Consider the following 24,941-nt stretch of genomic DNA (forward strand, 5'->3'; position numbering starts at 1 on the left):
TAGTAAACTTATTCTTCTCCTTTCTGATATTGGGCGGGAGTCACCCCGAACAACTCCCTGAAACGTTTTATGAAATAGCTTGGGGAGTTAAAGCCAACTTCATATGCTATCTCCGAAACAGTCTTCGTATCCATCTGTTTCAGTAGCATCTGCGCCTTCTTCAATCTGATATTCAGAATGAAGTCATTGGGCGTCTGCCCTGTGATACCCTTAATCTTCAGGAAGAGTTTGGTACGGCCGGTATTCATGGCCTGGGCAAACATATTCACGTCAAAATCCGGATTATCCAGATTCTGTTCAATACACGCTACACATTGTTCCATGAACTGATGGTCTGCGCTATTTGTTGCCAGTATATCCACATTGTTATCCATTTGTTTTGCATATTTTTTCTGTAACAGCTTTCTGCTGTTTACCAGATTGTTACAACGCATAAACAAATGTTTCACATTAAAAGGTTTAGTCACATAGTCATCTGCACCCGTTTTTAACCCTTGCATTGTATATTCTTCAGCTGTCTGGGCCGTCAGTAATATCACTGGGATATGGGATGTTTCAAAATTACTCTTTATCTTCCTGCACATTTCTATACCGGACATCTTGGGCATCATGATATCGCTCAATACAATATCGGGCTGCATTTCTTTTGTTTTTTCCAGTCCTTCTTCACCATCCTGCGCTTCGCAAACGGAATATACTTTGGAGAACAGACGGACCAGTAAGCCTCTGAGTTCTTCATTGTCTTCAACAATCAAGATTTTGCTCTTTGTATTTTCCGATTCATTAGCGGGATTCTCATCGTCCATCACATCAGTCAATGCCTTGTCACCATACATGGTCAATTCTGAAATGCATGATGAATCGATATCGGGAGTTGCCACTTTTTGTGAATCGGCAATGTGACTATCGCCCAAAGGCAATTCAACCACAAAAGTGGTTCCCTTTCCTTCCATGCTCCGCACACTGATTTTGCCTTTATGGGCTTCAATTATACTTTTAGCAAGTGCCAATCCTATACCCGTACCTTTCTGGTTGTCTGTGCTGTCGACCTGATAAAAACGATCGAATATCTTATCCAGACTCTTTTCGGCAATACCGATACCCGTATCTGAAATAAGAATAACTACACTATTTTCATATTCCTGTACTGATAAGGAGACTGTACCACCCAGAGATGTATATTTGAAAGCATTGGACAGCAAGTTATAAATCACCTTTTCAAGCTGTACCACATCAAACCAGACTTCCAGATTCCTATCCTTATTAAGAAATTCAAGATTAATCTGTTTACCCCGTGCATACTCTTTGAAAGACAGATAGATTTCATCCAAGAACGCATAAATATCCTGCTTGCTGTATTTGAACTTTTCGAAACCCTGTTCTTGTTTCCTGAAATCAAGAAGCTCGGTTATCAGGCGCTTCATACGTAATGTATTTCGATGGATATTCACCAGTTTATTGTACACTAACGGCTGAATATCATTCCTTTCCATCAGCATCTCCAACTGGCTCACAATCAATGTGAGCGGAGTACGGAATTCATGTGAAATATTGGTAAAGAAACGAAGTTTGGACTGGTTCAGTTCTTCTATCTGTTTCTTCTCTTTCTTCTCGTATTCAAGTGAAGCCCGCAACTTTAATTTGGAAGAATAGAAACTAACCACTATATAGACAGATACAATCACAATAATAACGTAAATACAATATGCCCAGGCCGATTTGTAAAAAGGTGGCTTCACCACAATATCGATTTCCTTAAAGATACTTTCCTTACCGGAATATTCCTCAGAGCTCTTTATCTTTAGCTTATACTTACCCGGATTCAGGTTGGTGTAAGTAATGCCTTTACGATAACCTGCACTCATCCAGTCTTTATCAAATCCCTCCAATTTATAGTAAATCCGGTTTCTCAGTACCGATACATAATTGGATAACGAGAAATTTATAGTGATGATGGAATGATTATGATTCAGCGTAATTTGTGGCTGATACAAAATAGACTCAGAGAGAATATTGGAGTCATCATTTGGCAATATAACCTGGTTATTCACTTCCAATGAGATAAAGTTAAGCTGATAGGGCTTTACATAAGAATTCAATTCTTTTTCAAAGAAAGATATCATCATCTTGGGACCGGAAAGAAATATCTCATTATCGCTGGCCACAAACAATCCGTAAGGGTTCAATGCCGTCATCGGAAAACCATTCTGTTTATTATAGTTATAAAAGCGCTGGTTCTCCATATCAAAACGTGAAAAGCCTTGATTACTGGCTATCAGGAGATAGCCGGACAAAGACTCTTTTATATCGAGGATATAATCATTGATCAGGTCCGAATTGTGTGAGTTAAACGGTTTGAATGAATTGATATCCGGCTCATACAGGAATATACCATCTCCCGAAGAACCCGCCCAGATATTACCTTTCTTATCTTCAAAAAGTACATTTATCAGATTACTGCCTATAACCCGCTTCGAACTATTAGGAACGAAATACTCATCTTGTTTCCGGGTTTCAAGATTATATTTAACCAGTCCCAATGAATAGGAGAACCATAAATTATTGTTCCTGTCAAGAAGCATATCAATGATCTGTCTGTTATTGAGTCTACTATCTTTCAGTAGCTTTGTGCATTCTCCTGTTTGAGGATTGAATGAACCTATTCCGTTATGGGTTGCCAGCAAAAGATTCCCTTTATACGGAATAATTTTGCGAACTATATCGTTAATCAATGAATTCTCTTTCCCGGGAATATGCCTGTAGTTGGTAAATCGATGCGTTTTCAAATCCAGCTTATCCAGTCCTCCCCGTAGTGTACCTATCCACAGAATCTGGTTATCTTCATCTAAATGCAGGGATTGTACCGTATTGGATGCAAGAGAGTTCTTATTTATATCATACTTAAACTCTGCGAAGCTTCTTGTTTTTCGATCGAGATAGTTCACTCCACCACCTTCCGTTGCAATCCAGATATTTCCTTTAGAGTCTTCTTTCATTCGTCCGGCAAAAGGAGAGGTCAGCTTTCCTTGCTGAGATTCATCGGAATAATAATAGGTATAAATCTCATAGTCCGGATTAAACAGATTAACCCCGCCATAATAAGTGCCAATCCAGAAAGTTCCTTGCTGATCCTTCATCATACAGATGATGGAAGAATTACTCAAGCTATAGGGTTTATTATCTTCGCTGTAATTGGTGAAAATATTGGTAGTGACATCCAATCTATCCAAACCTTTAAAAGTCCCCACCCAATAGTTACCTAAGTTATCTTCGACCACACAACGGACGTAATTGCTGGAAAGTCCATTCTTATAAGGTGCATGCACATAGTTTGTTTTTCCACCGTTCCTGTCCAGTCGGAAAAGCCCGTCATCTTTGGTACCTACCCAAATATTCTTTTTGGAGTCTTCATAAATACAGGTTATATCCTTTGTTGGAAGATAATTAAGCCATTTCTTATTACTGTCCAGCATGTACAAGCCATTATTCATGGTTCCTACATATAGATTTCCTTCATGGTCTTCGGTCACACAGGACATGCGTACATCCTCCAAGTGATAATAATATTCCAACCTATCTTCCGCATGGTTATAGGTGAATAAAGAATCCCTGGTACATGCCCACAGCCGAGAGTTACCGTAACTAATGGCCTGAATGTTATTATCGCGAATCGTATGAAAAATATTCTTCTTAATATCATATTCAACTACGGCATACTTGCAACGAATATAAATATGCCCATCCTTATCACCACAAATCGTACCTATATTATTATTATAAAGACTATGCTTATCGTTCTCAATCGGACGGAATATATAAAAATCGGTACCGTTATAACGGTTCAAACCATCTTTAGTCCCTATCCAGATAATTCCGAATTCATCCTGATAAATAGATGTAACTGTTGGTTGTGAGATGCCATTTTCTACTCCGAATGTTTGGAAATGGATATCCTGTGCGAACAACAATCCGGGAGTCAAAAATGAGAGCAGCAACAGCATCTGCAACACTATTATTGATAAGAGAGTCTTTTTCATCATCGTACACTTCAGTTATAAGGTTCCTGTTTTTATAGAAACAAAAATAGCGGAATCTATGTACGACCTATATAAAAATAGGACAAATCTATGTCGTTATCGTACGAAAGCCCTCCGAATTCACCGATTCATACCCGGAACTTATCGGCTTTTCTACCGGAAATCACCCGAAAGGGCTATACAGGGATGAATAATTCGCTTACCTTTGAACCATGAATCAATAACAATAGAAATAATGGAAAAGAAACAAAACTTCCCGTCTCATGCAGGCTTATCGGGCAAAGCACTGATAGCTTCGCTCTTCATCATCTCCGGAATATTACTGTTTGCTCGTAACGTAGGTTGGATTACGTATGACTTATTTAGCATAGTGGTATCTTGGCATAGTCTTCTTATTGTATTAGGTATCTATACGATGACACGCCGCCATTACCTGAGCGGTTCTATCCTCACCCTGATAGGCATCTATTTCTTAGTTGGAGGATTATCGTGGCTACCGGAGAACTCACAAACCATTGTCTGGCCTGTTGCACTGATTGTGGCAGGTATCCTGTTCTTTGTAAAATCCCGCCGTAGGGAACGCTGGATGAAAAGCCATATGAGTGGCCGTTATCAGGACTGGACTAAAAGAAGAGGTGGACATATGCACATAAATATGGAAAACAATGAGCAACAATGCGAATCGGAAAACGGTTATCTGCGTTCCGACAATGCTTTTGGTTCTGTACGCCATGTCGTATTGGATGAATTGTTTAAAGGAGCCAGTATCCGGGCTTCATTCGGAGGGACTGTCATTGACCTGCGCCACACGCATCTTGCACCGGGAGAAACTTATATCGATATCGACTGTACTTGTAGTGGAATAGAGTTGTACATTCCTTCAGACTGGAACGTTGTACCTCAATGCAATGCTTTTGCCGGCGGATGCGAAGATAAGCGTTGGCAGGGAGCGAATATTAATAAAGAAAGCACACTCATAATCCGTGGAAATATTTCCTTTGGTGGATTAGAGATTAAAGACTAATCCTATGAGAGCACATCCAATTATAGATTATCCTTATCGTTGGTTTCCGATGCTTGTGCTTGCATTGGTTCTGGCAATCATCCAGGCAACTCTGTTGTGGGGATATACCGGAACTGACTGGCTACCTGCCATCATCGACGGAATCACAACAATCGGATGGCTTGCGGCACTGGTATATCTGGCTTGGTTTGTAGTAGGCCAAGTATCCATTCTTCAGACAAATGTCATTACGGTTGTATCAGGAATATTGCTCTGGATTGCGGGTAGCTTCATGGTCTGCGACATTATGGTAAGAATTGCAGGAATACCTTATATCTCTTTTGCCTCTACCATACCTTTCAGGCTTTTGTTCGGCATACCGACATGGATAGCGATTATATTGTGGTATCACCTGATAGTAGTGAAAGTTCCGGAAGCACAAGAAGATGAATTCATTGTACCGCAAGCCGTAAAAGAAGAAAAACAGAAAGAACAAGAGGAAACCATTGATCGCATTACTGTAAAAGACGGACCACGAATACATATCATCAAAGTAGATGAATTGCTATATATCCAAGCGTGTGGAGATTATACGACCCTGATCACCCCCACAGGAGAGTACATCAAAGAACAAACTATGAAGTATTTTGAAGGACATTTGCCAAGTGACAACTTTGTACGTATCCATCGTTCCACCATTGTAAATGTGACACAAATATCCCGGGTAGAACTATTCGGAAAAGAAACTTACCAGGTGTTATTGAAAAACGGAACCAAGTTAAGGGTTAGCCTGACGGGCTACCGGCTATTGAAAGAACGACTGGGAATATAAAGACCTAAACTATTCTATAAAACAAAAGCAAAGAATCCGCCCCATTGTGGATTCTTCGCTTCTTTTTTAGCAGATAAGGTTATCTGATTATTTCTTCTTATCGTCTTTCTTTGGTTCATCCTTTTGGGTTTCCTGCTTATCTTCCTTTCCTTCCGGGTGAATGATTCCCTTTACGGTCTCGCCAATAGGCAGTTTGTCCAGTACACCGAGGCTCGGAGCAACCGTCTTCACCAGCGAACTCAGGAAGTTGCTTGTACCTCCGTTTCCACCATCGAATACAGTAATGTTTCCTAAATTCATGTGTTCGAATGCTTTCACCTGTTCTCCGGCAATTTCCTTCCATTGATCTACCATCTTATACTGGATAGCGATAGCCGGATTAGATTCTGCTGCACGTACCATAGCCTCGAAACCTTCAGCTTCAGCAAGCAATGATTTCTTCTTACCTTCAGCCTCAGCTTCCAACTTCATCTGGATGGCTCTTGCTTCAGCCTCAGCCTGTGCCAGAGTTGCTTTTGCACGAGCTTCGGCCTCACGGGTAATCTTTTCGGCAACAGCATCAGCCTGAAGAATGGCTTCTTGCTTTGCAACTTCAGCAGGTACAATCTTTTCAGCCTTCAAAGAAGATTCCACTTTACGGGCTTTAGCCTCTTCCACTTCTTTTTGAGCTATTTCGCGGGCAGCCTGTACGGCAGCTTCCGAACGTGCTTCAGCTTCACCGGCCTGTTTGTCGGCATTGGCACGCGTTACAGCCAGTTCGGCATCAGATTGTGCCACGGCTTTCTGAGCCTCATTTCGTCCGATGGCAGCTTTCTTTCCCGCTTCCGCCTGCTTAATCTCCATGTCAGAATTCAGTTCGGCAATACGGCTTTCCTTTTCCGTATTAGCCTGCTCAATCCTGATATTTTTTTCAGCTTCAGCCTTTGCCACCTGCGACTCTTTTTCAGCGTTGGCAATAGCTACCTGCGAGATTCTATCCTTATCAGCATTAGCCACAGAGATTTCCTGCAATTTTTTAGTCTCGGCAATGGCAATATCTTGGTCTTTACGTGTTTCGGCAACTTTCGTCTCACGTTCCTTTATTTGATTGGCAATTTTGATGGCACCCAGTTTCTCCTGTTCCTCAATGTTTGCCTGAGCCTCATTCAGTGCCTTACTTTCAGCTTCCTTACCTAAGTTGACAATATAATTGGCAGCATCACGGATATCGCTGATGTTGATGTTCATCAGATATAAACCGAACTTGCGGAGTTCCGTATCGATGTTATCCTTTACTTTAGAAAGGAATTTATCGCGGTCGGAGTTCAGTTCTTCAATCGTCATATCAGCAATCACCAGACGCATCTGTCCGTACACAACATCCGTTATCAAATTCTGCTTATCATCAATCGTCAGTCCCAGCATACGTTCGGCAGCATTCTGCATAACCTCATGATCGGTACTGATAGCCACCGTAATCGTAGTCGGTACATCCACACGGATATTCTGGGCAGACAGTGCACCTGTCAGCTTACAGTCTATCTGCATCGGTTTCATGGACAGGAATTCATACCCCTGGATTATCGGCCACACAAATGCAGCACCACCATGATACAACTTGGCTGACTTCTTATCACCGCCCGTTTTACCATATACTACCAGTACTTCGTCACTTTTACATTTCCGGTAGCGGGAAAGAATACCAATGAAGGTAAGTAAGATAACCGCCACGAGTATGGCGGCCATAATCATCATTTCTTGTGTCATAAATCTATGTTTTTGAGTTTTGTTTACCGAATATACAATGTTCCGTCCTCGTAGCCCGTAATTATGGTTTTATCACCGGTCTGATACATTATGTCCATTTCAGATACCACATCAACCTCTCGCATGGCTCCGTCGCGACTTACTTGTACGGTAAACCGGCTGCCTCCCTGTTTAAAGTAGATGGTACATTCGCGCCCTACAAGCTGTTCCGTCTTTTCCGTCTTATTCACTTGCTGCAACTGATAGGCTTTCTTATAGAGAAACCATACCGCAAATACGAAAAACAGACCAATCAAAATAGCAATAGAATAACTCTGAATGTCAGTATTTCCAATCAGATACATGTACCATCCAAAACCGATACCGAAATGTGTCAGTCCCTTAAAAGACACCACGCTGCTAATGTCGGCATCCACGTCTGTATCCGCATCAATGTCTCCGAAGAAAATGGAAAGAATGAACTGTATCACAAAAATACCAGTTGTGACCACGGCGATAATCAGAAATATATTACTGCTCATAGGAATTTGAATTATTGTGGTTTACAATATATTTAGATATATTATTTCAAATATACACATTTGCAGAACATGCACAAAGAAACCGTTCTCTATTTAACAAAATTTTCTTGAGGAGGAAAGCAACATTACACAAAGATATTTGTTATGTTTGCGGACGCTATGATGAAACATCTGCACTACATATTTCTGTTTATGTGCCTCTCATTAGGAATGTCTGTCATTCTGCAAGAGGAACAGCCGGCACTTCGGATGATTACCGAAGCCTCGACAGATACTTCCGTCACCCCTACACAAACAGGATGTTTCATTTCAATGTCAGCAGATTGTTACTCAACCATCGTTCACCGTCCGTTCTTTAATGATGAAAACAATGAACGTAAAATCAACGGTATCCTCTTTCAGGAGAACTTTTATAATCAAGCTAATGCTCCATCGAAATTACTGAAACTTAAGATCCATCCGTCTGTAGGACAGATGCAACGTATATTCTCCACCCATTTACCGGTGGAACAAAATGCCAGCCTCTCTTTCACTCCCAGCGCCATCCGTTATTCTTATGGATATTACGTCTACGAGTTGAAGCATATTCTGATTTAAACCACCACTCTACTTGTTACTCCCCCTTTTACCGGAGGTATGCCGTTGGCATGTCTTTGGTCAACCTATTGTTTATTCACATCTAAATTAATGTAATTACTATGCTCGATTTATTAATAGCCACCCTCGAAATGATGGGGCTCACGTTCGTGATCGGCTTCTTCGTGGCTTTCATTATCAAAATGATTGCCGTTGCTGCCGACTCATTCGACTTTTACAGTTCACACCAGAAAGAACTGCTTCGCCTGCGACGCCTGCGCAAGTTGCGCCAGAAGGTGGAACTCATGATACGGGATATCCCTATAGAAGAAAATGAACTCTACAACGATAAACGCGAAGAGTTTAGCCGCGGAGTCAACCGTGAACTTTCCGATTATCGCGGATATTACCATGGAGTAAGCGCCGGAGTTTCCAACGCTAACCTGATGGATTACTACTACCCCGAAGATACGCACATGATGTATCTGAAGCAACAAGAAGAGATGTTATATCATAAGAAACAGTCCGGAAAATCTACCGGTAAGACCAAATAAGAAATAGTATGGAAAATATAGATTTCGCGACCCTATTCCAAGGTTTTGGAACAATGATGGAAAGTGGCTACCTGCTTGCATCAGCCCGTGTATTTTTAATCCTTTTAGGTTTGTTACTCATATATCTGGGCTGGAAAGGAGTACTTGAGCCTATGGTAATGATTCCGATGGGGCTGGGTATGGTTGCCATTAATTGTGGAACACTTTTCATGCCAGACGGCACATTAGGCAACCTCTTTCTCGATCCGATGCTTTCGGATACGGACGACCTGATGAATACGATGCAGATAGACTTTTTGCAACCTGTCTATACACTCACCTTCAGTAACGGATTGATAGCCTGCTTTGTATTTATGGGCATAGGCACTTTGTTGGATGTAGGCTTTCTGCTACAAAAGCCTTTCGTCAGCCTTTTCCTGGCTTTATGTGCCGAATTGGGTACTTTCCTGACTATCCCCGTAGCTTCCGCCCTTGGACTGACATTGCAAGAAAGTGCTTCTGTAGCTATGGTAGGAGGTGCAGATGGTCCTATGGTTCTATTCACATCACTGGCTCTGGCCAAACATTTATTTGTACCTATCACAGTAGTGGCTTATCTGTATCTGGGACTAACGTATGGCGGTTACCCGTATCTGGTGAAGTTACTGGTTCCAAAACGTCTGCGTGCCATCAAGATGACTTCGAAGAAAGCACCCAAAAACTACGATGCCAAGGTGAAACTGGCATTCTCGGCTGTGCTGTGTGCAGTGTTGTGCTTCTTGTTCCCGGTGGCTTCGCCGTTGTTCTTCTCTCTCTTCCTGGGAGTTGCCGTACGTGAATCGGGCATGAAGCATATTTATGATTTCGTTAGCGGCCCGCTGCTTTATGGCTCTACATTTATGTTGGGCGTATTGCTGGGCGTGCTCTGTGATGCACATTTACTGCTCGACCCGAAGATTCTGAAATTGCTGGTATTGGGCATAGTGGCACTGTTGCTTTCAGGTATCGGCGGCATTATGGGAGGATACATCATGTACTTCATTAAGAAAGGAAATTATAATCCGGTAATCGGCATTGCAGCTGTCAGTTGTGTACCGACTACAGCAAAGGTAGCTCAAAAGCTGGTTAGTAAGGATAATCCTGACTCGTTCATTCTGGGGGATGCCTTGGGGGCAAATATCTCCGGGGTCATCACTTCGGCTATTATTACGGGTATTTATATCACGATCATTCCATATCTCTAAGATAATTATAAAGTAAAGGTACATTGATTTAGGCGCGGAATCTGCAGATTTCGCGCCTATTATTATTATCTTTGGGCTGAGAAATATCTTATACATATGAAAAAGCCGAATTTAAACCTGAAGCGAGCGTCTTTGCTGACCTCATCACTCTTGTGTAGTGCCCTCCTCATAGCCGTCCCCCTCCGAAAAGAGCTGAACGAGGATTGGAAGTTTAAACAAGCCAGACTCAACAACTGGTATCCTGCCACCGTGCCCGGTGTAGTACATACCGACCTGATGGACAACAAAATTATCGAAGATCCTTTCTTCCGCCTCAATGAACGCAGCATGCAATGGATTGACAAGGAAGACTGGATTTACCAGACTACTTTCCGGCTCACTCCTGAAATGATGGAAAAACAAAACATCGAACTCGTCTTCAAAGGACTGGATACGTATGCAGACGTATACCTGAACGATAAGAAGATACTGGAAGCCAACAATATGTTTCGCGAATGGAGAACAAACATAAAGCCAAATCTGGAATCTGGCGAAAACATATTGAAAATCTATTTCCATTCTCCCATCAAAGTAGATATTCCCAAATGGGATGCTCTCCCCTACCAATATGAAGCAGGCAACGACCAGTCTGAAAACGGCGGGGTATTCAATAAGAAAGTCGGCGTATTTGCCCGAAAAGCAGGCTATCATTACGGTTGGGACTGGGGGCCGCGCCTGGTTACTTCCGGTATCTGGCGCCCGGTATACGTAGAGGCGTGGGACGATGCGAGGCTCAATGACGTCTTCATCCGGCAGCAGGAAGTGAACAAAAACCGTGCAACCATTCTCGGAGAAATAGAAATCCTTGCGGACAAAGAGATAGACAAAGCCATTATCAGCATTACCGAAGCTTCTTCCGGCAAAGTCCTGGCCGGACAAGTCGTTTCTCTCAAAAAGGGGATGAACAAGGTGTCGTTGCCTCTCTCCATCCGGAACCCAAAATTGTGGTGGAGTAACGGCCTGGGCGAACAATATCTATACGATTTCCGCACAGACCTCACCATCGACAATCGTACAGCTGATACTCAAACTAAGAAAGTCGGCCTGCGCTCGCTTAAGATTATTAACCAACCGGACAAGGATGGAAAGACTTTTTATGTAGAACTGAATGGAGTTCCTATTTTTGCCAAAGGTGCTAATTACATTCCACAGGATAACTTTTTGCCACGTGTCACGCGGGAACAGTATGAAAAGACTATTCTCGATGCAGCTAATGTCCACATGAATATGCTCCGCATCTGGGGAGGCGGTATCTATGAAGAAGATGTATTCTATGAACTTTGCGACCGCTACGGTATCCTTGTCTGGCAAGATTTCATGTTTGCATGCAGCCTTTATCCAGCTGAAGGGGAACTTTTGGAAAATATCCGTCAAGAAGCTATTTACAATGTAAAGCGACTCCGCAACCATGCCTGTGTTGCCCTTTGGTGCGGCAACAACGAATGCAATGATGCCTGGTTCAATTGGGGGTGGCAGAAACGATACAAAAAACAGAATCCTGAATACGAACAGATCATCTGGAAGCAGTTCAACGACCAATACAATGTCACCCTTCCCCAAGTGGTTAAAGAATATGCTCCTGAAAGCTTTTATTGGCCTTCTTCCCCATTTGCCCGCTATGATGGCGGCAGTGACGACCATAATGGTGACCGACATTATTGGGAAGTATGGCACGGCAAGAAGCCGATTGAGATGTACAATAAGGAACGGAGCCGTTTCTTCAGTGAATATGGCTTCCAGTCTTTCCCGGAGTTCGAATCGGTAAAACGCTATGCTCCACGTGAGGAAGATTGGAATATCTACTCGGAAGTTATGATGTCTCATCAGCGCGGCGGAGCCCATGCCAATGAACTGATTGAAACTTATCTGCTGAACGAATACCGCAAGCCCAAAGACTTCGAGGCTTTTCTTTATATGAATCATGTGCTGCAAGGCGATGCGATCAAAACAGCCATCGAAGCGCACCGCCGGGATATGCCTTATTGCATGGGTACGCTCTTCTGGCAGCATAACGATTGTTGGCCGGTAGCCTCCTGGGCAAGCCGCGACTATTATGGGCGCTGGAAAGCACAACATTACTTTACCCGCAAGGCTTACCGGGATATCCTTGTATCTCCCATAGCTGATGAATCAGGGATATTGAAAGTCCAGGTGGTTTCCGATCGTCTCAAATCCTGTAGCGGGAAACTTGAAGTAAATGTTATAAAACTGACAGGTGAAGTTCTGAACCAGTATAGTCGTAATGTGAAAATAGATGCTAACAGTAGCCGGACACTCTTTTCCGTTCCACTGGAAGAAGCACTGAACGGAACACGCAAGGAAGATGTCTTTATTCATGCTGTCTTGTCGACGAATAAAGGGAAGAACGACTATGCCAATAACTACTTCCTGGTAAAACAAAAAGAAGTCAACTATCCGCACGCCATGATTACGAAGAGTATACAGCCAATCGAGGACGGTTTCGAAGTGACACTCAATAGTGATAACTTTGCTCGTGCCGTATTCATCGCTACCGGAGATGTGAACAGTTCATTTAGCGATAACTACTTTGACATACTACCGAGAAGTTCGGTAAAAGTGAAAATCCACACCAGTTTACCGCAGAATGTACTCGAGAAACAATTAAAGATCGTTTCGCTAAGTGATGAGTATTGAGTGTGAAAAACCCCTCCGAAGTAATTGGCTTATTCCGGAGGGGTTCAATATTTTCTATGGTTATCGAGTTTCTTTCAAAGCTGCATCTAAGTCTATACCTAAGGCTTTAGCTACCCCTGTACCGTAAGCCGGATCCGCCTGATAACAATTACGCACGTGGCGTTGCTTAATAAAGAGTTCGGCATCACCCATGGCACGGGCAGTATTTTCGCATGTCAGTTGCTGATCCTCTGCAGACATCAGGCGGAAAAGATCGCCCGGCTGGCTGAAATAATCATCATCATACTCACGTTCGTTGTAGTTATAAACATCTCCATGAACTTTCAAAGGCGGTTCTTTCTTTTCGGGAGAGTCCTGCCATTCGCCGTAGCTGTTGGGCTCGTAACTCTTGGCACTGCCATAGTTACCATCTACACGCATGGCACCGTCACGGTGATAAGCATGGAACGGACAGCGGGGTTTATTCACCGGAATCTGTTCGGCATTCACTCCAAGGCGGTAGCGCTGTGCATCACCGTAGGAAAAAAGTCTTCCCTGCAACATCTTGTCAGGAGAGAAACCGATACCTTCCACAATATTCTGTGGATTGAAAGCAGCCTGTTCCACCTCAGCGAAGTAATTCTCCGGGTTGCGGTTCAGTTCCAGAATACCTACATCCTGCAACGGAAAATCTTTGTGCGGCCATACCTTCGTAAGGTCGAATGGATTGATACGGTATTCGTCTGCCTGTTCTTCCGTCATCAGCTGAATCTGGAATTGCCATTTCGGAAAGTCACCCTTTTCGATGCTCTCATACAAATCACGCTGGTGCGATTCACGATCCTTGGCAACAATAGCTTCGGCTTCCTGGTCACTTAGATTCTTGATACCTTGCAGGGTACGCAGATGGAACTTCACCCAAATGCGTTCGTTGGCAGCATTGTAGAAGCTGTAAGTATGGCTGCCGAAGCCATGCATGTGGCGATAAGAATAAGGAATACCACGGGGGCTCATAGTAATGGTCACCTGATGTAACGCCTCAGGTAGCAAGGTCCAGAAGTCCCAGTTATTGTTCGGACTGCGCAGATTGGTCCGCGGGTCACGCTTCACGGCATGGTTCAGATCGGGGAATTTCAGCGGATCGCGCAGGAAGAATACAGGAGTATTATTTCCCACTAAATCCCAGTTACCTTCTTCCGTATAGAATTTCATGGCAAAACCACGAATATCACGCTCAGCATCCGCCGCTCCCCTCTCACCTGCTACGGTGGAGAAACGTACGAAGCACTCCGTCTTCTTGCCCACTTCACTGAAGATAGCAGCACGGGTGTACTTTGTAATGTCATGTGTCACGGTGAACGTACCATATGCGCCGGAACCTTTGGCATGCATACGTCTTTCAGGGATTACTTCACGGTCGAAGTGTGCAAGCTTTTCCAGAAACCAGGGGTCTTGCATCATTACAGGTCCACGTTGTCCTGCTGTTTGAGTGTTTTGATTGTCGGCGATCGGGCGCCCGTTGGCAGATGTGAGTTTTTTCTTTTCCATGGTATTTTTGTTTAGAGAACTAATATATAGAACAAATGTAAGGATTCTTAAGTTCACGTCAAACAGATAAATTCTATGGACAGATAGACAAAATCTATGTATCCGCACAAAACGACTAATCCAATAGGAATTCGTACCTTTGCAGGCAAAGAAAAAAGGTATGAAGTACATATATTATTTTCTACTTTCCCTCTGGTTCATCTCCGCATCCGCCCAGAAAAGCGAAACTGCAAAATATCTGGAGAGCATCGGACTGGTGAACATAGCCGAAGCAGACAGTAGCATCGCCATAGACCTGATGTACACCCGCGCGGACAATTTCACCGGAAAAGTCCTCTATGAAGATTTGCACGAAGCCTATCTGCATCCCGACGCCATGAAAGGACTGTTGCAAGCACAACAAGAGCTGAAGAAACATCACCCTGCGTATCGCCTCATTGTATATGATGCCGCCCGCCCGATGAGTGTACAGCAGCAAATGTGGAACGTAGTGAAAGGCACCTCCAAGTACATCTACGTCTCCAACCCCGCCCGTGGTGGCGGACTGCATAACTACGGCCTGGCAGTAGATATCAGTATACTGGATAAAGCGGGCCGCCCCCTGCCAATGGGTACAAAAGTAGACCACCTCGGTCCAGAAGCACATATCACCAATGAAGCCGCACTGGTCCAAAGTGGAAAAATCACCAAACAGGAACAGGCCAACCGGTTGCTGTTGCGTAACGTCATGCGCACCGCAGGCTTTCGCGCTTTATCCAGCGAATGGTGGCATTTCAACTGGTGCAGCCGACAGGAAGCCAAACAAAAATACAAGGTTATACCTTAAAGTTCCCCATATTCCTTTATATTTGTGCAGACAAACCGGGTAAGAACTTCATCCATAGAACTATGAAACAAGCTCTCAAACTTATACTTTCCACCCTGTTCGGTGCATGCATCGGCTTCGGTGCAGTGGTGCTTTGCATTACATTCTTTACGGAAACCACGCTCAGTGAATTCTTCGGTAACATGGGGAATGTACAGCTAAGCAGGTTATTGCTCTCTTGTATCCTGTCGTTGGTCTGCCTCATACTTGCTGTCTTCGTACAAATCATCCTGCACGAAGGCGGACATCTGATTTTCGGGCTTGTTACCGGCTATCGGTTCGTCTCTTTCCGTGTGGGTAGCCTCACTCTGATAAAAGAAGGTGGAAAGTTCCGCTTCAAACGCTTCTCCATCTCCGGCACAGGCGGACAATGCCTGCTCTCCCCACCGGATAAGCCTTACGAGCAAATGCCTTACTTCTGGTACAATGCAGGCGGGGTACTGATGAATCTGCTGACGGGAATCATCGCACTTATCCTTTGGATTTCGTACCCTGAACTGCCGTTACCCCTGCATCTATTCCTCCTATTTTCTTTCATCTGCGGTTTCTTCCTGGCGCTGATGAACGGCATCCCATTGAAAATGTCGGGCATCACGAATGATGCCTACAACCTGATATTGATGCACCGCGACCTGAATACCCGGAAGTATCTGGCCCTTCAATTAGCCGTCAACGCTGAAGTTCAGAGAGGCATGAGACTAAAAGATATGCCGGACGAATGGTTCCCGAACGATGAAGTGACAGACTACAAAAATATCATGCAAGTTGCCGTAAAGTTACTCTATATCTCGCGCTATGTCGACCGGAAAGAGTTCAAGACAGCACAGGTCCTTTTCAGCGAGATAGAGCAACACAAAGAAGAAATTGTAGGATTATACGTAAAAGAAATCGAGTGCGAACTCTTGTTCCTCGAACTGATAGGTGAACGAAGACAAGAAGAAGTGGAGCGACTTTATACAGACAGGACAAAGAGATACATCCAGCGATACAAGACCATGATGTCCTCCAAACAACGCCTGCTGTGTGCACTTGCCTTGTATTGGGAGAACCGGCCGGAGCGTGCGAAGGAGATTTATGAAAAGGTAGTCCGTAAGCGGGACAAATATTTGCTGCAAGGTGAAGTTAACTCTGATCTGGACATCATGGAGACGATGCTTCGGGAAGCACAAATACAGCTGTAAGTGAAAAACCTCTAAACGGTAAAGCCTATGGAACTGAATGACGAAACCCTTCGTTTTATACGTGAACACTGTAAGGATGATGTACGTAACCTGGCTCTGCAAGCACCGAAGTATCCCAATGTGGATATGCCTGTCGCACTGACACAGATAGCAGGCAGACAGTCAGCAGCAGAGAAAATACCATCCTGGTATACAGAAGAAGGTATTCTATATCCCCGCCACTTATCCTTAGAACAATGTTCCTCTGAAGCTACGGCACGATATAAAGCCTCCATCATTCCGGGGGCTTCATCCGGTACACTGACTGACTTAACCGGAGGTTTTGGTATAGATTGTGCCTTTCTCTCTCTTAAATTCCATCACGTCACCTATGTGGAGCGACAGGAAGCACTTTGTGAGATTGCTTCGCATAACTTTCCGCTACTGGGTCTGAACCATATCCGGATAGAAAACAAAGACGCCATCCAGCATCTGCAAGAAATGTCTTCCGTTGACTGGATATTCATTGACCCCGCCCGTCGCGACGGACATGGCGGTAAGACTGTTGCAATTGCCGACTGTGAACCGAATGTAGCTGAACTGGAATCGCTACTGCTCGAAAAAGCACAGCATATCATGGTGAAGCTCTCCCCTATGCTCGACTTGTCTTTAGCCATTCAGGATTTAAATCACGTACAGGAAGCGCATATTATTTCTGTAAATAATGAGTGCAAGGAACTCTTACTTATCTTAGCACATAACTCCGTTGCCGCAGAAAATATTCCTATTCATTGCATCAACTTGCAAACGAAAGATAGAAGAAGTACAGAGAAAACCGGGCAATTCTTCACCTTCACCCGCGAACAGGAACTATCAAGTCCAAGTGAATATACCGATACCTTAGATAAATATCTGTATGAACCCAATGCATCTATCCTCAAAGCAGGTGCTTTCCGCAATATAGCTTGTAGATATAAAACAAAGAAGTTGCACCCCAACAGCCACCTCTATACTTCCGATGCACTGATAGAGAACTTTCCCGGAAGAAGTTTCCAGATAACAGATATGTGCACATTAAATAAGAAAGAACTAAAAACCGTATTAGGGGATATAAAGAAAGCCAATATCACAGTTCGGAACTTTCCAAGTTCAGTAGCGGAACTTCGTAAACGGATTAAGTTAGGCGAAGGCGGAGATGTTTATCTATTTGCTACCACCTTGAACAATGAACAGAAAGTCTTGATCCGGTGTGAGAAGATATAAATGCCTGTTACAAGGCATTTTTTCGTTGAATGTAACCTCAGCAAAACAAGATGTAACATCCGAAGGAAATCTGTAACATAGGCTCAACTATCTGAAATACGATTCTTCCCTTGAATCCCCTTTTCTCACTATTTTTGTAATCGTCATCCACAATGACGAAACAGAAGTCTATTAATAACTATAAAAACGCACTACTGTCATGAAAAAGAAACTTCAGTTGCTCACTGGAATCGGATGCCTTTGCTTGTGCTTCCTTTCCTGTTCACAACCTCCCTACAAGAACCCGGCACTGAGCCCGGAAGAGCGTGCCAATGATCTGGTAGGCCGACTCACACTAGAAGAGAAAGCCGCCCTGATGCAAAACACATCTCCCGCCGTTCCCCGACTGGGTATAAAAGCCTATGACTGGTGGAACGAAGCCCTGCACGGTGTAGGACGCGCCGGACTGGCAACCGTATTCCCGCAAGCCATCGGCATGGGAGCTTCTTTCAACAACGAATTACTTTACGACGTATTCACCGCAGTTTCGGACGAAGCACGCGCCAAAACCACCGAGTTCAGCAAAGAAGGAGGATTGAAGCGTTATCAGGGGCTGACCATGTGGACACCCAACATCAACATCTTCCGTGACCCGCGTTGGGGACGGGGGCAAGAAACTTACGGAGAAGACCCCTACCTCACCAGCCAGATGGGAGTAGCAGTCGTATGCGGCCTGCAAGGTCCTGAGGGGGAGAAGTATGACAAGTTGCATGCCTGCGCCAAACACTATGCCGTACACTCCGGTCCGGAATGGAACCGTCACAGTTTCAATGTCGAGAACATCGACCCGCGTGATCTTTGGGAAACCTATCTGCCTGCATTTAAAGACCTCGTTCAAAAAGCCCATGTCAAAGAAGTGATGTGTGCCTACAACCGTTTTGAAGGTGAACCCTGTTGTGGAAGTAACCGCCTGTTAATGCAAATCCTCCGCGATGAATGGGGATACAAAGAAATAGTAGTGTCGGATTGCTGGGCAATCAGCGACTTCTACAATAAGGGTGCCCATGAAACCGATCCCGACAAACAACATGCCTCAGCCAAGGCCGTACTCTCCGGAACAGATATAGAATGCGGAGATAGCTACGGATCACTGCCCGAGGCTGTAAAAGAAGGCCTGATTGACGAAAATCAAATAGATATCTCACTGAAGCGCCTGATGAAAGCCCGCTTTGAGCTGGGCGAAATGGACGAGCCCTCGCAAGTATCCTGGACACAGATTCCTTACAGTGTAGTAGATAGTAAGGAACATCGTGAACTGGCACTCCGCATGGCACGTGAAAGTCTTGTGTTATTGCAAAATAACCAAGATATACTGCCTCTGAACAAAAATATGAAAGTAGCGCTCGTAGGCCCCAACGCCAATGACTCCGTAATGCAATGGGGTAACTATAATGGCTTCCCCGGACATACCGTTACTCTACTGGAAGGTATCCGCAAATACTTGCCCGAATCACAGATCATCTATGAACCCGGATGCGACCTTACCTCCGACGTCACTTTACAAAGCGTATTCCAGCAATGCAGCATGGATGGCAAACAAGGTTTCAGTGCCAAATACTGGAACAATACGAAACAGGAAGGAACACCGGATGTGACAAACTATATCAGCACTCCTTTCCACTTCATCACCACCGGTGCCACTACTTTTGCAGCCGGCATCAACTTGCAAGATTTCTCCGCCAGCTACGAATCAGTATTCCGCCCTGTTAAAAGTGAAGACATCGCCTTCCGCTTCCAGACTCAAGGTATAACGAAACTCTCTATTGACGGTAAGGAAGTGGCTGCAGGCATGAACTTCAAGAATAAAACCAAAGTCTATACCCTCCAGGCAGAAGCCGGAAAAGAATATCATATCAAGATTGATTTTGCTTTCCGCAACCGTGATGCCGCACTCGATTTCGATATGGGACGCGAAGTTCCCGTCGACCTGAAACAGACTGTAAATAAGGTGAAAGAAGCAGATATCATCATTTTTGCCGGAGGTATATCCCCTGCAGTGGAAGGCGAAGAAATGCACGTCAACATCCCCGGTTTTAAAGGAGGTGACCGCGAAACCATCGAACTTCCGTCTATCCAAAGCCGTCTGCTTGCCGAACTAAAGAAAGCTGGGAAGAAGATTGTATTTGTCAACTTCTCCGGTTCTGCCATTGCCCTGACTCCCGAAACAAAAACATGCGATGCCATCTTGCAGGCATGGTATCCCGGTCAGGCAGGTGGTACGGCCATCGCAAACGTTCTATTCGGAGATTATAACCCGGCCGGACGTCTTCCGGTGACTTTCTATAAGAGCACCAACCAATTGCCGGACTTCGAAGATTACTCCATGAAAGGACGCACTTACCGTTACATGACGGAAGCTCCCCTCTTCCCCTTCGGACATGGATTGAGTTATACGACTTTCCAATATGGAAACGCTTTATTGAATACACCGGAAATCAAGGACGGAGAACAAGTCACTCTAACCATCCCTGTTAGCAACACGGGTAAATACGATGGTGAAGAAGTTGTACAGGTATATCTGCGCCGTCCGGGTGATAAGGAAGGACCGTCGCACGCACTCCGTGCCTTCAAACGTGTAGCGATAGCTAAAGGAACAACAAATCAGGTTACCATACCTCTGAGCAAAGAAAACTTTGAATGGTTCGATACGGGTACCAATACAATGCGACCGATAGAAGGTGAGTATGAAATACTATATGGCGGTACATCAGAATTGAAACAGCTGAAATCCATTCCTGTCACTATCAAATAATGATTCTATTAAAGTTACTCCTATGAAGAACTTATTCTACCTTCTCCTATGCCTCATCGCCGGTACATCGTGCAGCCAGGCAGACCCCACAAAGCCTTGGGATAAAGGTGCCTTTGAAACGCAAAAGTACCGGAATCTTTTCGCTGAGATGGGTTACAAACAGGCAGATATCGATGCCAAACTTCAATCCGTCTTCAACGGCGTATTCTACGGTCCGGACAAAGTTTACTTTGAAGTAGGTGATTCCATGGCATACATCAGTGACATCAAGAACCATGATGTCCGTACCGAAGGTATGTCTTACGGATTAATGATTGCTGTCCAGTTCGACCGTAAAGACATCTTCGACCGCCTTTGGCGATGGGGCACAAAGTACATGCAGCACCAAGACGGTCCGTTGAAAGGATACTTCGCCTGGAGCTGCGAGACGGACGGTACCCGTAACTCCCAAGGGCCGGCCTCCGACGGAGAACTTTACTATGTAACCGCCCTCATCTTCGCCTCCAACCGTTGGGGAAATGATACCGGCATCAACTACCTTGCCGAAGCCCGGAATATCCTGAACTGTTCCATGGAGAAAGATGGTACAGACCGCGTAATACCTTTTATCAACGTAGAGCATAAGCTTATCACCTTCGTCCCCGACATACGGGGTGGCCTCTTCACCGATCCATCTTATCACGTACCCGCTTTCTATGAAGTATGGGCACGCTGGGCCGATGATGGCAGAGCCGACTTCTGGCGTGAATGTGCCGAACGTAGTCGTGAATACCTGCACAAAAGCATCCACCCCGTAACCGGTCTGAACCCCGATTACAACAACTATGACGGCAGCCTGCTGGGCAATAACCGCATTATTGGTGATGCTTTCCGCTTCGACTCCTGGCGTGTACCGATGAATATTGCTTTAGATTACTCTTGGGCATGTGCCGACAAAGAGTGGCAACAGGAATACGGCAATAAAATCCAGAACTTTCTCTACAGTCAGGGCATTGATACCTTCGTAGACCAGTACAACATAGACGGTACGCAGGTAAAAGATACCCTCAAAGCCGGAGAACACAAGGCGTTGAGACACTCTTTAGGTTTGGTAGCCACTTCTGCCGCCGCCTCACTGATGTGCACTCACGAGAAAAGCCGTGAGTTCGTAGACAAGTTGTGGAACGCAAAACACGAGCCGTATGAAGACGGATACTTCGATGCTTACTATGACGGACTGCTCCGCCTCTTCGCTTTTATGCACCTGAGCGGAAACTACCACATCATCTTCCCTGAGAAGTAAACTTAGAGCATAACCCTAAAAAAAGAAACAGTAGATTCAGGATTTACATCCTATTCTACTGTTTCTTCACTAATTAACTAATCCTAAAAACATCCTACCATATAATTGCAGAGATTTGGTAAAAAGATAGTTATTTCAGTTGAGGGAAACCATCCCTCCAGATAATCTTTCGTTGTGAAAGGAACCAGGTTCTGCCGAAATCCTCATTGCCCTGATAGAAGAGGTAGGTCTGCCCGTCTTTATCTTTGAAGATATGGGGATGACCCGATTCGCAATAATTCCAGGCTCCCGGATCTCCATTTGTCAGGAAAGGTTTATTCGAAACTTTCCTCCAGTGGATACCATCTGTACTGGTTGCCAGTCCTATCTGCTGCGGACGGTTATTGTAAGCTCCTGCATAGAACATATATAGCGTACCATTCATCTCTACTACCGAAGGAGCCTCTATACAAGTTTCCTCCCACGGCCATTCGGGAATCAGAATGGCACGGTCACAGGCCTCCGTCCATGTTTCCCGATTGAAATTCGTACCTGCAGGAGCAGTAGCCACACCTACAATCTGTTTCACATAGTCGGGTGTACGGGTAGCATAATAAAGGAAATACTTTCCTTTTGCAAATATGACTTCCGCATCAATGGCCCGTCCGCAATTCCAGTCACCCGCTTTAGGGGCAAAAATAGGATTGGTAGCATTACGCGTGAAGTTCACGCCATCCACCGACCATGCATGACAGATCGCATCTTTCTTATCATTACCATACGTTTGATAGAACAGATGGATCGTATCGTTACGCACCAGCGCACCCGGTGCACACAAGCCCTTAGCCTCATAGTCGGCAGCCGGAGACAAGGAACCGATAGGCTTCCATTGCGTCAGGTCCGTACTCTCTGCTATACCTATTCCCCAACCCGAATTTCCCTTAGGAGGTACAGAATAATACATCAGGTACTTCCCGTGGAATGGAATCACATGCGGATCTTTCGAGAAAGGCCAGCCTGTACGGGTAGTATCGGCAAACAACATCGGAGAGTCCTGATGTTTAGGCAGCACATTGTGCTTTATCGCCCAGTATTCCCACTCATTCCGCAACTTCTTCAGTACATCGGGATGCTGGGAAGCAAGATTATGTTTCTCTGTACGGTCTTTCACTATGTCGTAGAGTTCCCATTCCGTGCCTGCTTCATCACGTATTGCTTTCCAGTTACCATAACGGATGGCACGATTACCCTGATGCTCCCAGTACATATATTCGTGCAGGGAAGGCACTTTCTCCGTAATGGCGGGGAACAGACTGGTACCTACCAAAGGATGAATCTTATTTCCACCATGATAGGTTTCAGGATATGCAGCACCTGTTGCTTCCAGAACAGTAGGCATAATATCCGGCAGATATCCCGGAGTAGTACACAAATTGCCATGCCGGTTGCCCAGTTTCTTGTTCCAGGAAAAGATAAGAGGAGTGGATATACCACCTTCGTAAGAACGGCATTTGTATTTCCGGAACGGAGTGTTCGAGGTTTGCGCCCAGGCTCTACCATAGGACGGCATATTATTGCAGGCAGGATTATTAATATCTTCCTGCTTGCCACCTCCCAATTCCAGATAAGGTTCGGCACAAGCACCATTGTCTGCAAGGAACAGGATTAAGGTATTATCCAGTTGTTTGGTTTTCTTCAGGTAGTCGATCACCTTACCTACGTTGTAGTCCACACAGTGTACCTGTGCTGCATACACAGCCATGCGATAGGCGGATTCATCCTTTTCTTTCTCCGTCAGTTCATCCCAGGAACGGTTTTCCCATTCGGCGAAACCAACGTTCTTATCGATAATACCCATCTTCTGCATCCGGTTGTAACGCTCCTGGCGTATCTTATCCCAACCCTTGGAACGGTAAAGTTTGGTAAACTTCTGAATGTCTTCCTCTTTTGCCTGCAAGGGCCAATGCGGAGCATTGAAAGCCAGATACAGGAAGAACGGTTTGTCATCCTTCTGTTCACCAACAAACTGAAGGGCATGATCAGTGAAAGCATCCGTGGTATAGTAAGGGGCTTCAGGTGCAGGCAGATGTTCATTGTCCAGCGTCAGACCACGTCCACCTTCCGGACGTAAGTAACTGGCAGCGCCTGCCAGAATACCGTAGAAGCGTTCGAACCCTCTCTGCAAAGGCCATTTCTCTTGCCCGTGCATACCCAAGTGCCACTTACCTGCCATATAGGTATGATAACCGTTTTCTTTCAGCACTTCGGCAATGGTGACACAATTACGATTCAGATAACCCTGATAACCTTCGGAACCCCAATCATTGATATCCCGTTGCGTCTCTTTCTTAAACGTTCCCGGGTCCTCGGACATCTGCCCGATACCTGCCTGGTGTTGATAAAGTCCGGTCATCAGACTGGCACGCGCCGGACAAGAACGGGATGTATTATAGAACTGGGTAAAGCGAACCCCGGTAGATGCCAACTTATCGAGATTCGGGGTCATAATCTCACCCCCATAACAACCGATGTCGGAATAGCCCATGTCGTCTACCAGAAAGATAACGACATTCGGCTTCTCTTGTGCCCAACAGAGGGGAGCAATCATTAATGGGGTTAAAGCAATAATATTCTTTCTCATAAAGCCTATATTTTGAAATTATTTTATGATAATCTGCAGGGGTTTCCTGTAAATGATAACTCGTAAGCCTGTTATTGTAAGGTGGCTAAAATATAAATTATCACTTGCAATACCAAATATATAATGCCCAAAAGCCTCTACATAACTCCCAAGAACTCTTTCCCTTATTCCTTTCAGCAAGATCTCCTTGAGACTTCATGCAAAAGATGGCATCTTTTGCATCAGCGGAATAAGACATAAGAGCCAA

Annotated in this window: 16 protein-coding genes and 1 pseudogene; 11 read left to right on the forward strand and 6 right to left on the reverse strand. The window is 44.7% G+C overall.

Going from position 1 to position 24,941, the window contains the following annotated elements; all coding sequences use genetic code 11:
• Positions 1–8: 8 nt before the first annotated feature.
• Positions 9–4,001, reverse strand: coding sequence for a two-component regulator propeller domain-containing protein (locus DW036_RS21075; RefSeq protein ID WP_118466056.1), 3,993 nt, complete (start codon positions 3,999–4,001; stop codon positions 9–11).
• Positions 4,002–4,272: 271 nt separating this feature from the next.
• Here DW036_RS21075 and DW036_RS21080 point away from each other — a divergent pair, with 271 nt between their 5' ends.
• On the forward strand, positions 4,273–5,061 hold the full coding sequence (locus DW036_RS21080) for a LiaF domain-containing protein (protein WP_118466057.1): 789 nt from the start codon (positions 4,273–4,275) through the stop codon (positions 5,059–5,061).
• A 4-nt stretch (positions 5,062–5,065) separates the two neighbouring features.
• A complete protein-coding gene (locus DW036_RS21085; RefSeq protein WP_118466058.1) occupies positions 5,066–5,872 on the forward strand; it encodes a LytTR family DNA-binding domain-containing protein in 807 nt (268 codons plus the stop codon).
• Positions 5,873–5,959: 87 nt separating this feature from the next.
• Here DW036_RS21085 and DW036_RS21090 read toward each other — a convergent pair whose 3' ends face one another.
• Both DW036_RS21090 and DW036_RS21095 read right to left on the reverse strand, forming a co-directional pair.
• Positions 5,960–7,618, reverse strand: a complete 1,659-nt coding sequence (locus DW036_RS21090) for a flotillin family protein (RefSeq protein WP_118466059.1) — start codon at positions 7,616–7,618, stop codon at positions 5,960–5,962.
• 23 nt (positions 7,619–7,641) lie between these two features.
• Positions 7,642–8,139 (reverse strand): hypothetical protein, encoded by a 498-nt coding sequence (locus DW036_RS21095; RefSeq protein ID WP_118466060.1) that lies wholly within the window; start codon positions 8,137–8,139, stop codon positions 7,642–7,644.
• A gap of 144 nt (positions 8,140–8,283) precedes the next feature.
• Between DW036_RS21095 and DW036_RS21100 the strand changes: the two genes are divergently transcribed.
• The 4 genes from DW036_RS21100 (at position 8,284) to DW036_RS21115 (ending at position 13,186) form a co-directional block, all read left to right on the forward strand.
• Positions 8,284–8,736, forward strand: a complete 453-nt coding sequence (locus DW036_RS21100) for a hypothetical protein (protein WP_118466061.1) — start codon at positions 8,284–8,286, stop codon at positions 8,734–8,736.
• 101 nt (positions 8,737–8,837) lie between these two features.
• Complete coding sequence (locus DW036_RS21105) at positions 8,838–9,269, forward strand: LapA family protein (RefSeq protein WP_118466062.1); 432 nt, start codon at positions 8,838–8,840, stop codon at positions 9,267–9,269.
• 8 nt (positions 9,270–9,277) lie between these two features.
• A complete protein-coding gene (locus DW036_RS21110; RefSeq protein WP_009130245.1) occupies positions 9,278–10,492 on the forward strand; it encodes a sodium ion-translocating decarboxylase subunit beta in 1,215 nt (404 codons plus the stop codon).
• Positions 10,493–10,588: 96 nt separating this feature from the next.
• Complete coding sequence (locus DW036_RS21115; RefSeq protein WP_118466063.1) at positions 10,589–13,186, forward strand: glycoside hydrolase family 2 protein; 2,598 nt, start codon at positions 10,589–10,591, stop codon at positions 13,184–13,186.
• Positions 13,187–13,246: 60 nt separating this feature from the next.
• Here DW036_RS21115 and DW036_RS21120 read toward each other — a convergent pair whose 3' ends face one another.
• Positions 13,247–14,713: a catalase gene (locus DW036_RS21120; RefSeq protein ID WP_118466064.1), complete on the reverse strand. Its 1,467-nt coding sequence runs from the start codon at positions 14,711–14,713 to the stop codon at positions 13,247–13,249.
• A gap of 160 nt (positions 14,714–14,873) precedes the next feature.
• On the opposite strand from DW036_RS21120, the gene DW036_RS21125 reads away from it, so the two are divergent.
• From DW036_RS21125 to DW036_RS21145, 5 genes are all read left to right on the forward strand, one after another.
• The gene (locus tag DW036_RS21125; RefSeq protein ID WP_118466065.1) at positions 14,874–15,539 is read left to right on the forward strand and encodes a M15 family metallopeptidase; all 666 of its coding nucleotides are present in this window, start codon (positions 14,874–14,876) and stop codon (positions 15,537–15,539) included.
• 62 nt (positions 15,540–15,601) lie between these two features.
• Positions 15,602–16,759 carry a M50 family metallopeptidase gene (locus tag DW036_RS21130; protein WP_118466066.1) on the forward strand — a complete coding sequence of 386 codons (1,158 nt, stop codon included), beginning with the start codon at positions 15,602–15,604 and terminating at the stop codon, positions 16,757–16,759.
• A gap of 27 nt (positions 16,760–16,786) precedes the next feature.
• Positions 16,787–18,001, forward strand: coding sequence for an SAM-dependent methyltransferase (locus DW036_RS21135; RefSeq protein WP_118466067.1), 1,215 nt, complete (start codon positions 16,787–16,789; stop codon positions 17,999–18,001).
• A 199-nt stretch (positions 18,002–18,200) separates the two neighbouring features.
• Complete coding sequence (gene xyl3A, locus DW036_RS21140; protein WP_118466068.1) at positions 18,201–20,792, forward strand: xylan 1,4-beta-xylosidase; 2,592 nt, start codon at positions 18,201–18,203, stop codon at positions 20,790–20,792.
• Between the two features lie 22 nt (positions 20,793–20,814).
• Positions 20,815–22,074, forward strand: coding sequence for a glycosyl hydrolase family 8 (locus DW036_RS21145; RefSeq protein WP_118466069.1), 1,260 nt, complete (start codon positions 20,815–20,817; stop codon positions 22,072–22,074).
• A 130-nt stretch (positions 22,075–22,204) separates the two neighbouring features.
• Here the strand turns inward: DW036_RS21145 and DW036_RS26080 are convergent, their stop codons facing one another.
• Together DW036_RS26080 and DW036_RS26085 are read right to left on the reverse strand one after the other, a co-directional pair.
• Positions 22,205–23,137, reverse strand: a complete 933-nt coding sequence (locus DW036_RS26080; RefSeq protein ID WP_233560505.1) for a family 43 glycosylhydrolase — start codon at positions 23,135–23,137, stop codon at positions 22,205–22,207.
• Positions 23,111–24,661 (reverse strand): annotated as a pseudogene (locus tag DW036_RS26085) (arylsulfatase); the annotation flags it as partial. The gene DW036_RS26080 and the pseudogene DW036_RS26085, both read right to left, overlap by 27 nt.
• Between the last annotated feature and the right edge of the window lie 280 nt (positions 24,662–24,941).

The organism is Bacteroides sp. AF39-11AC, from assembly GCF_003474285.1.
In the GTDB taxonomy this organism is placed as follows: Bacteria; Bacteroidota; Bacteroidia; order Bacteroidales; family Bacteroidaceae; genus Bacteroides.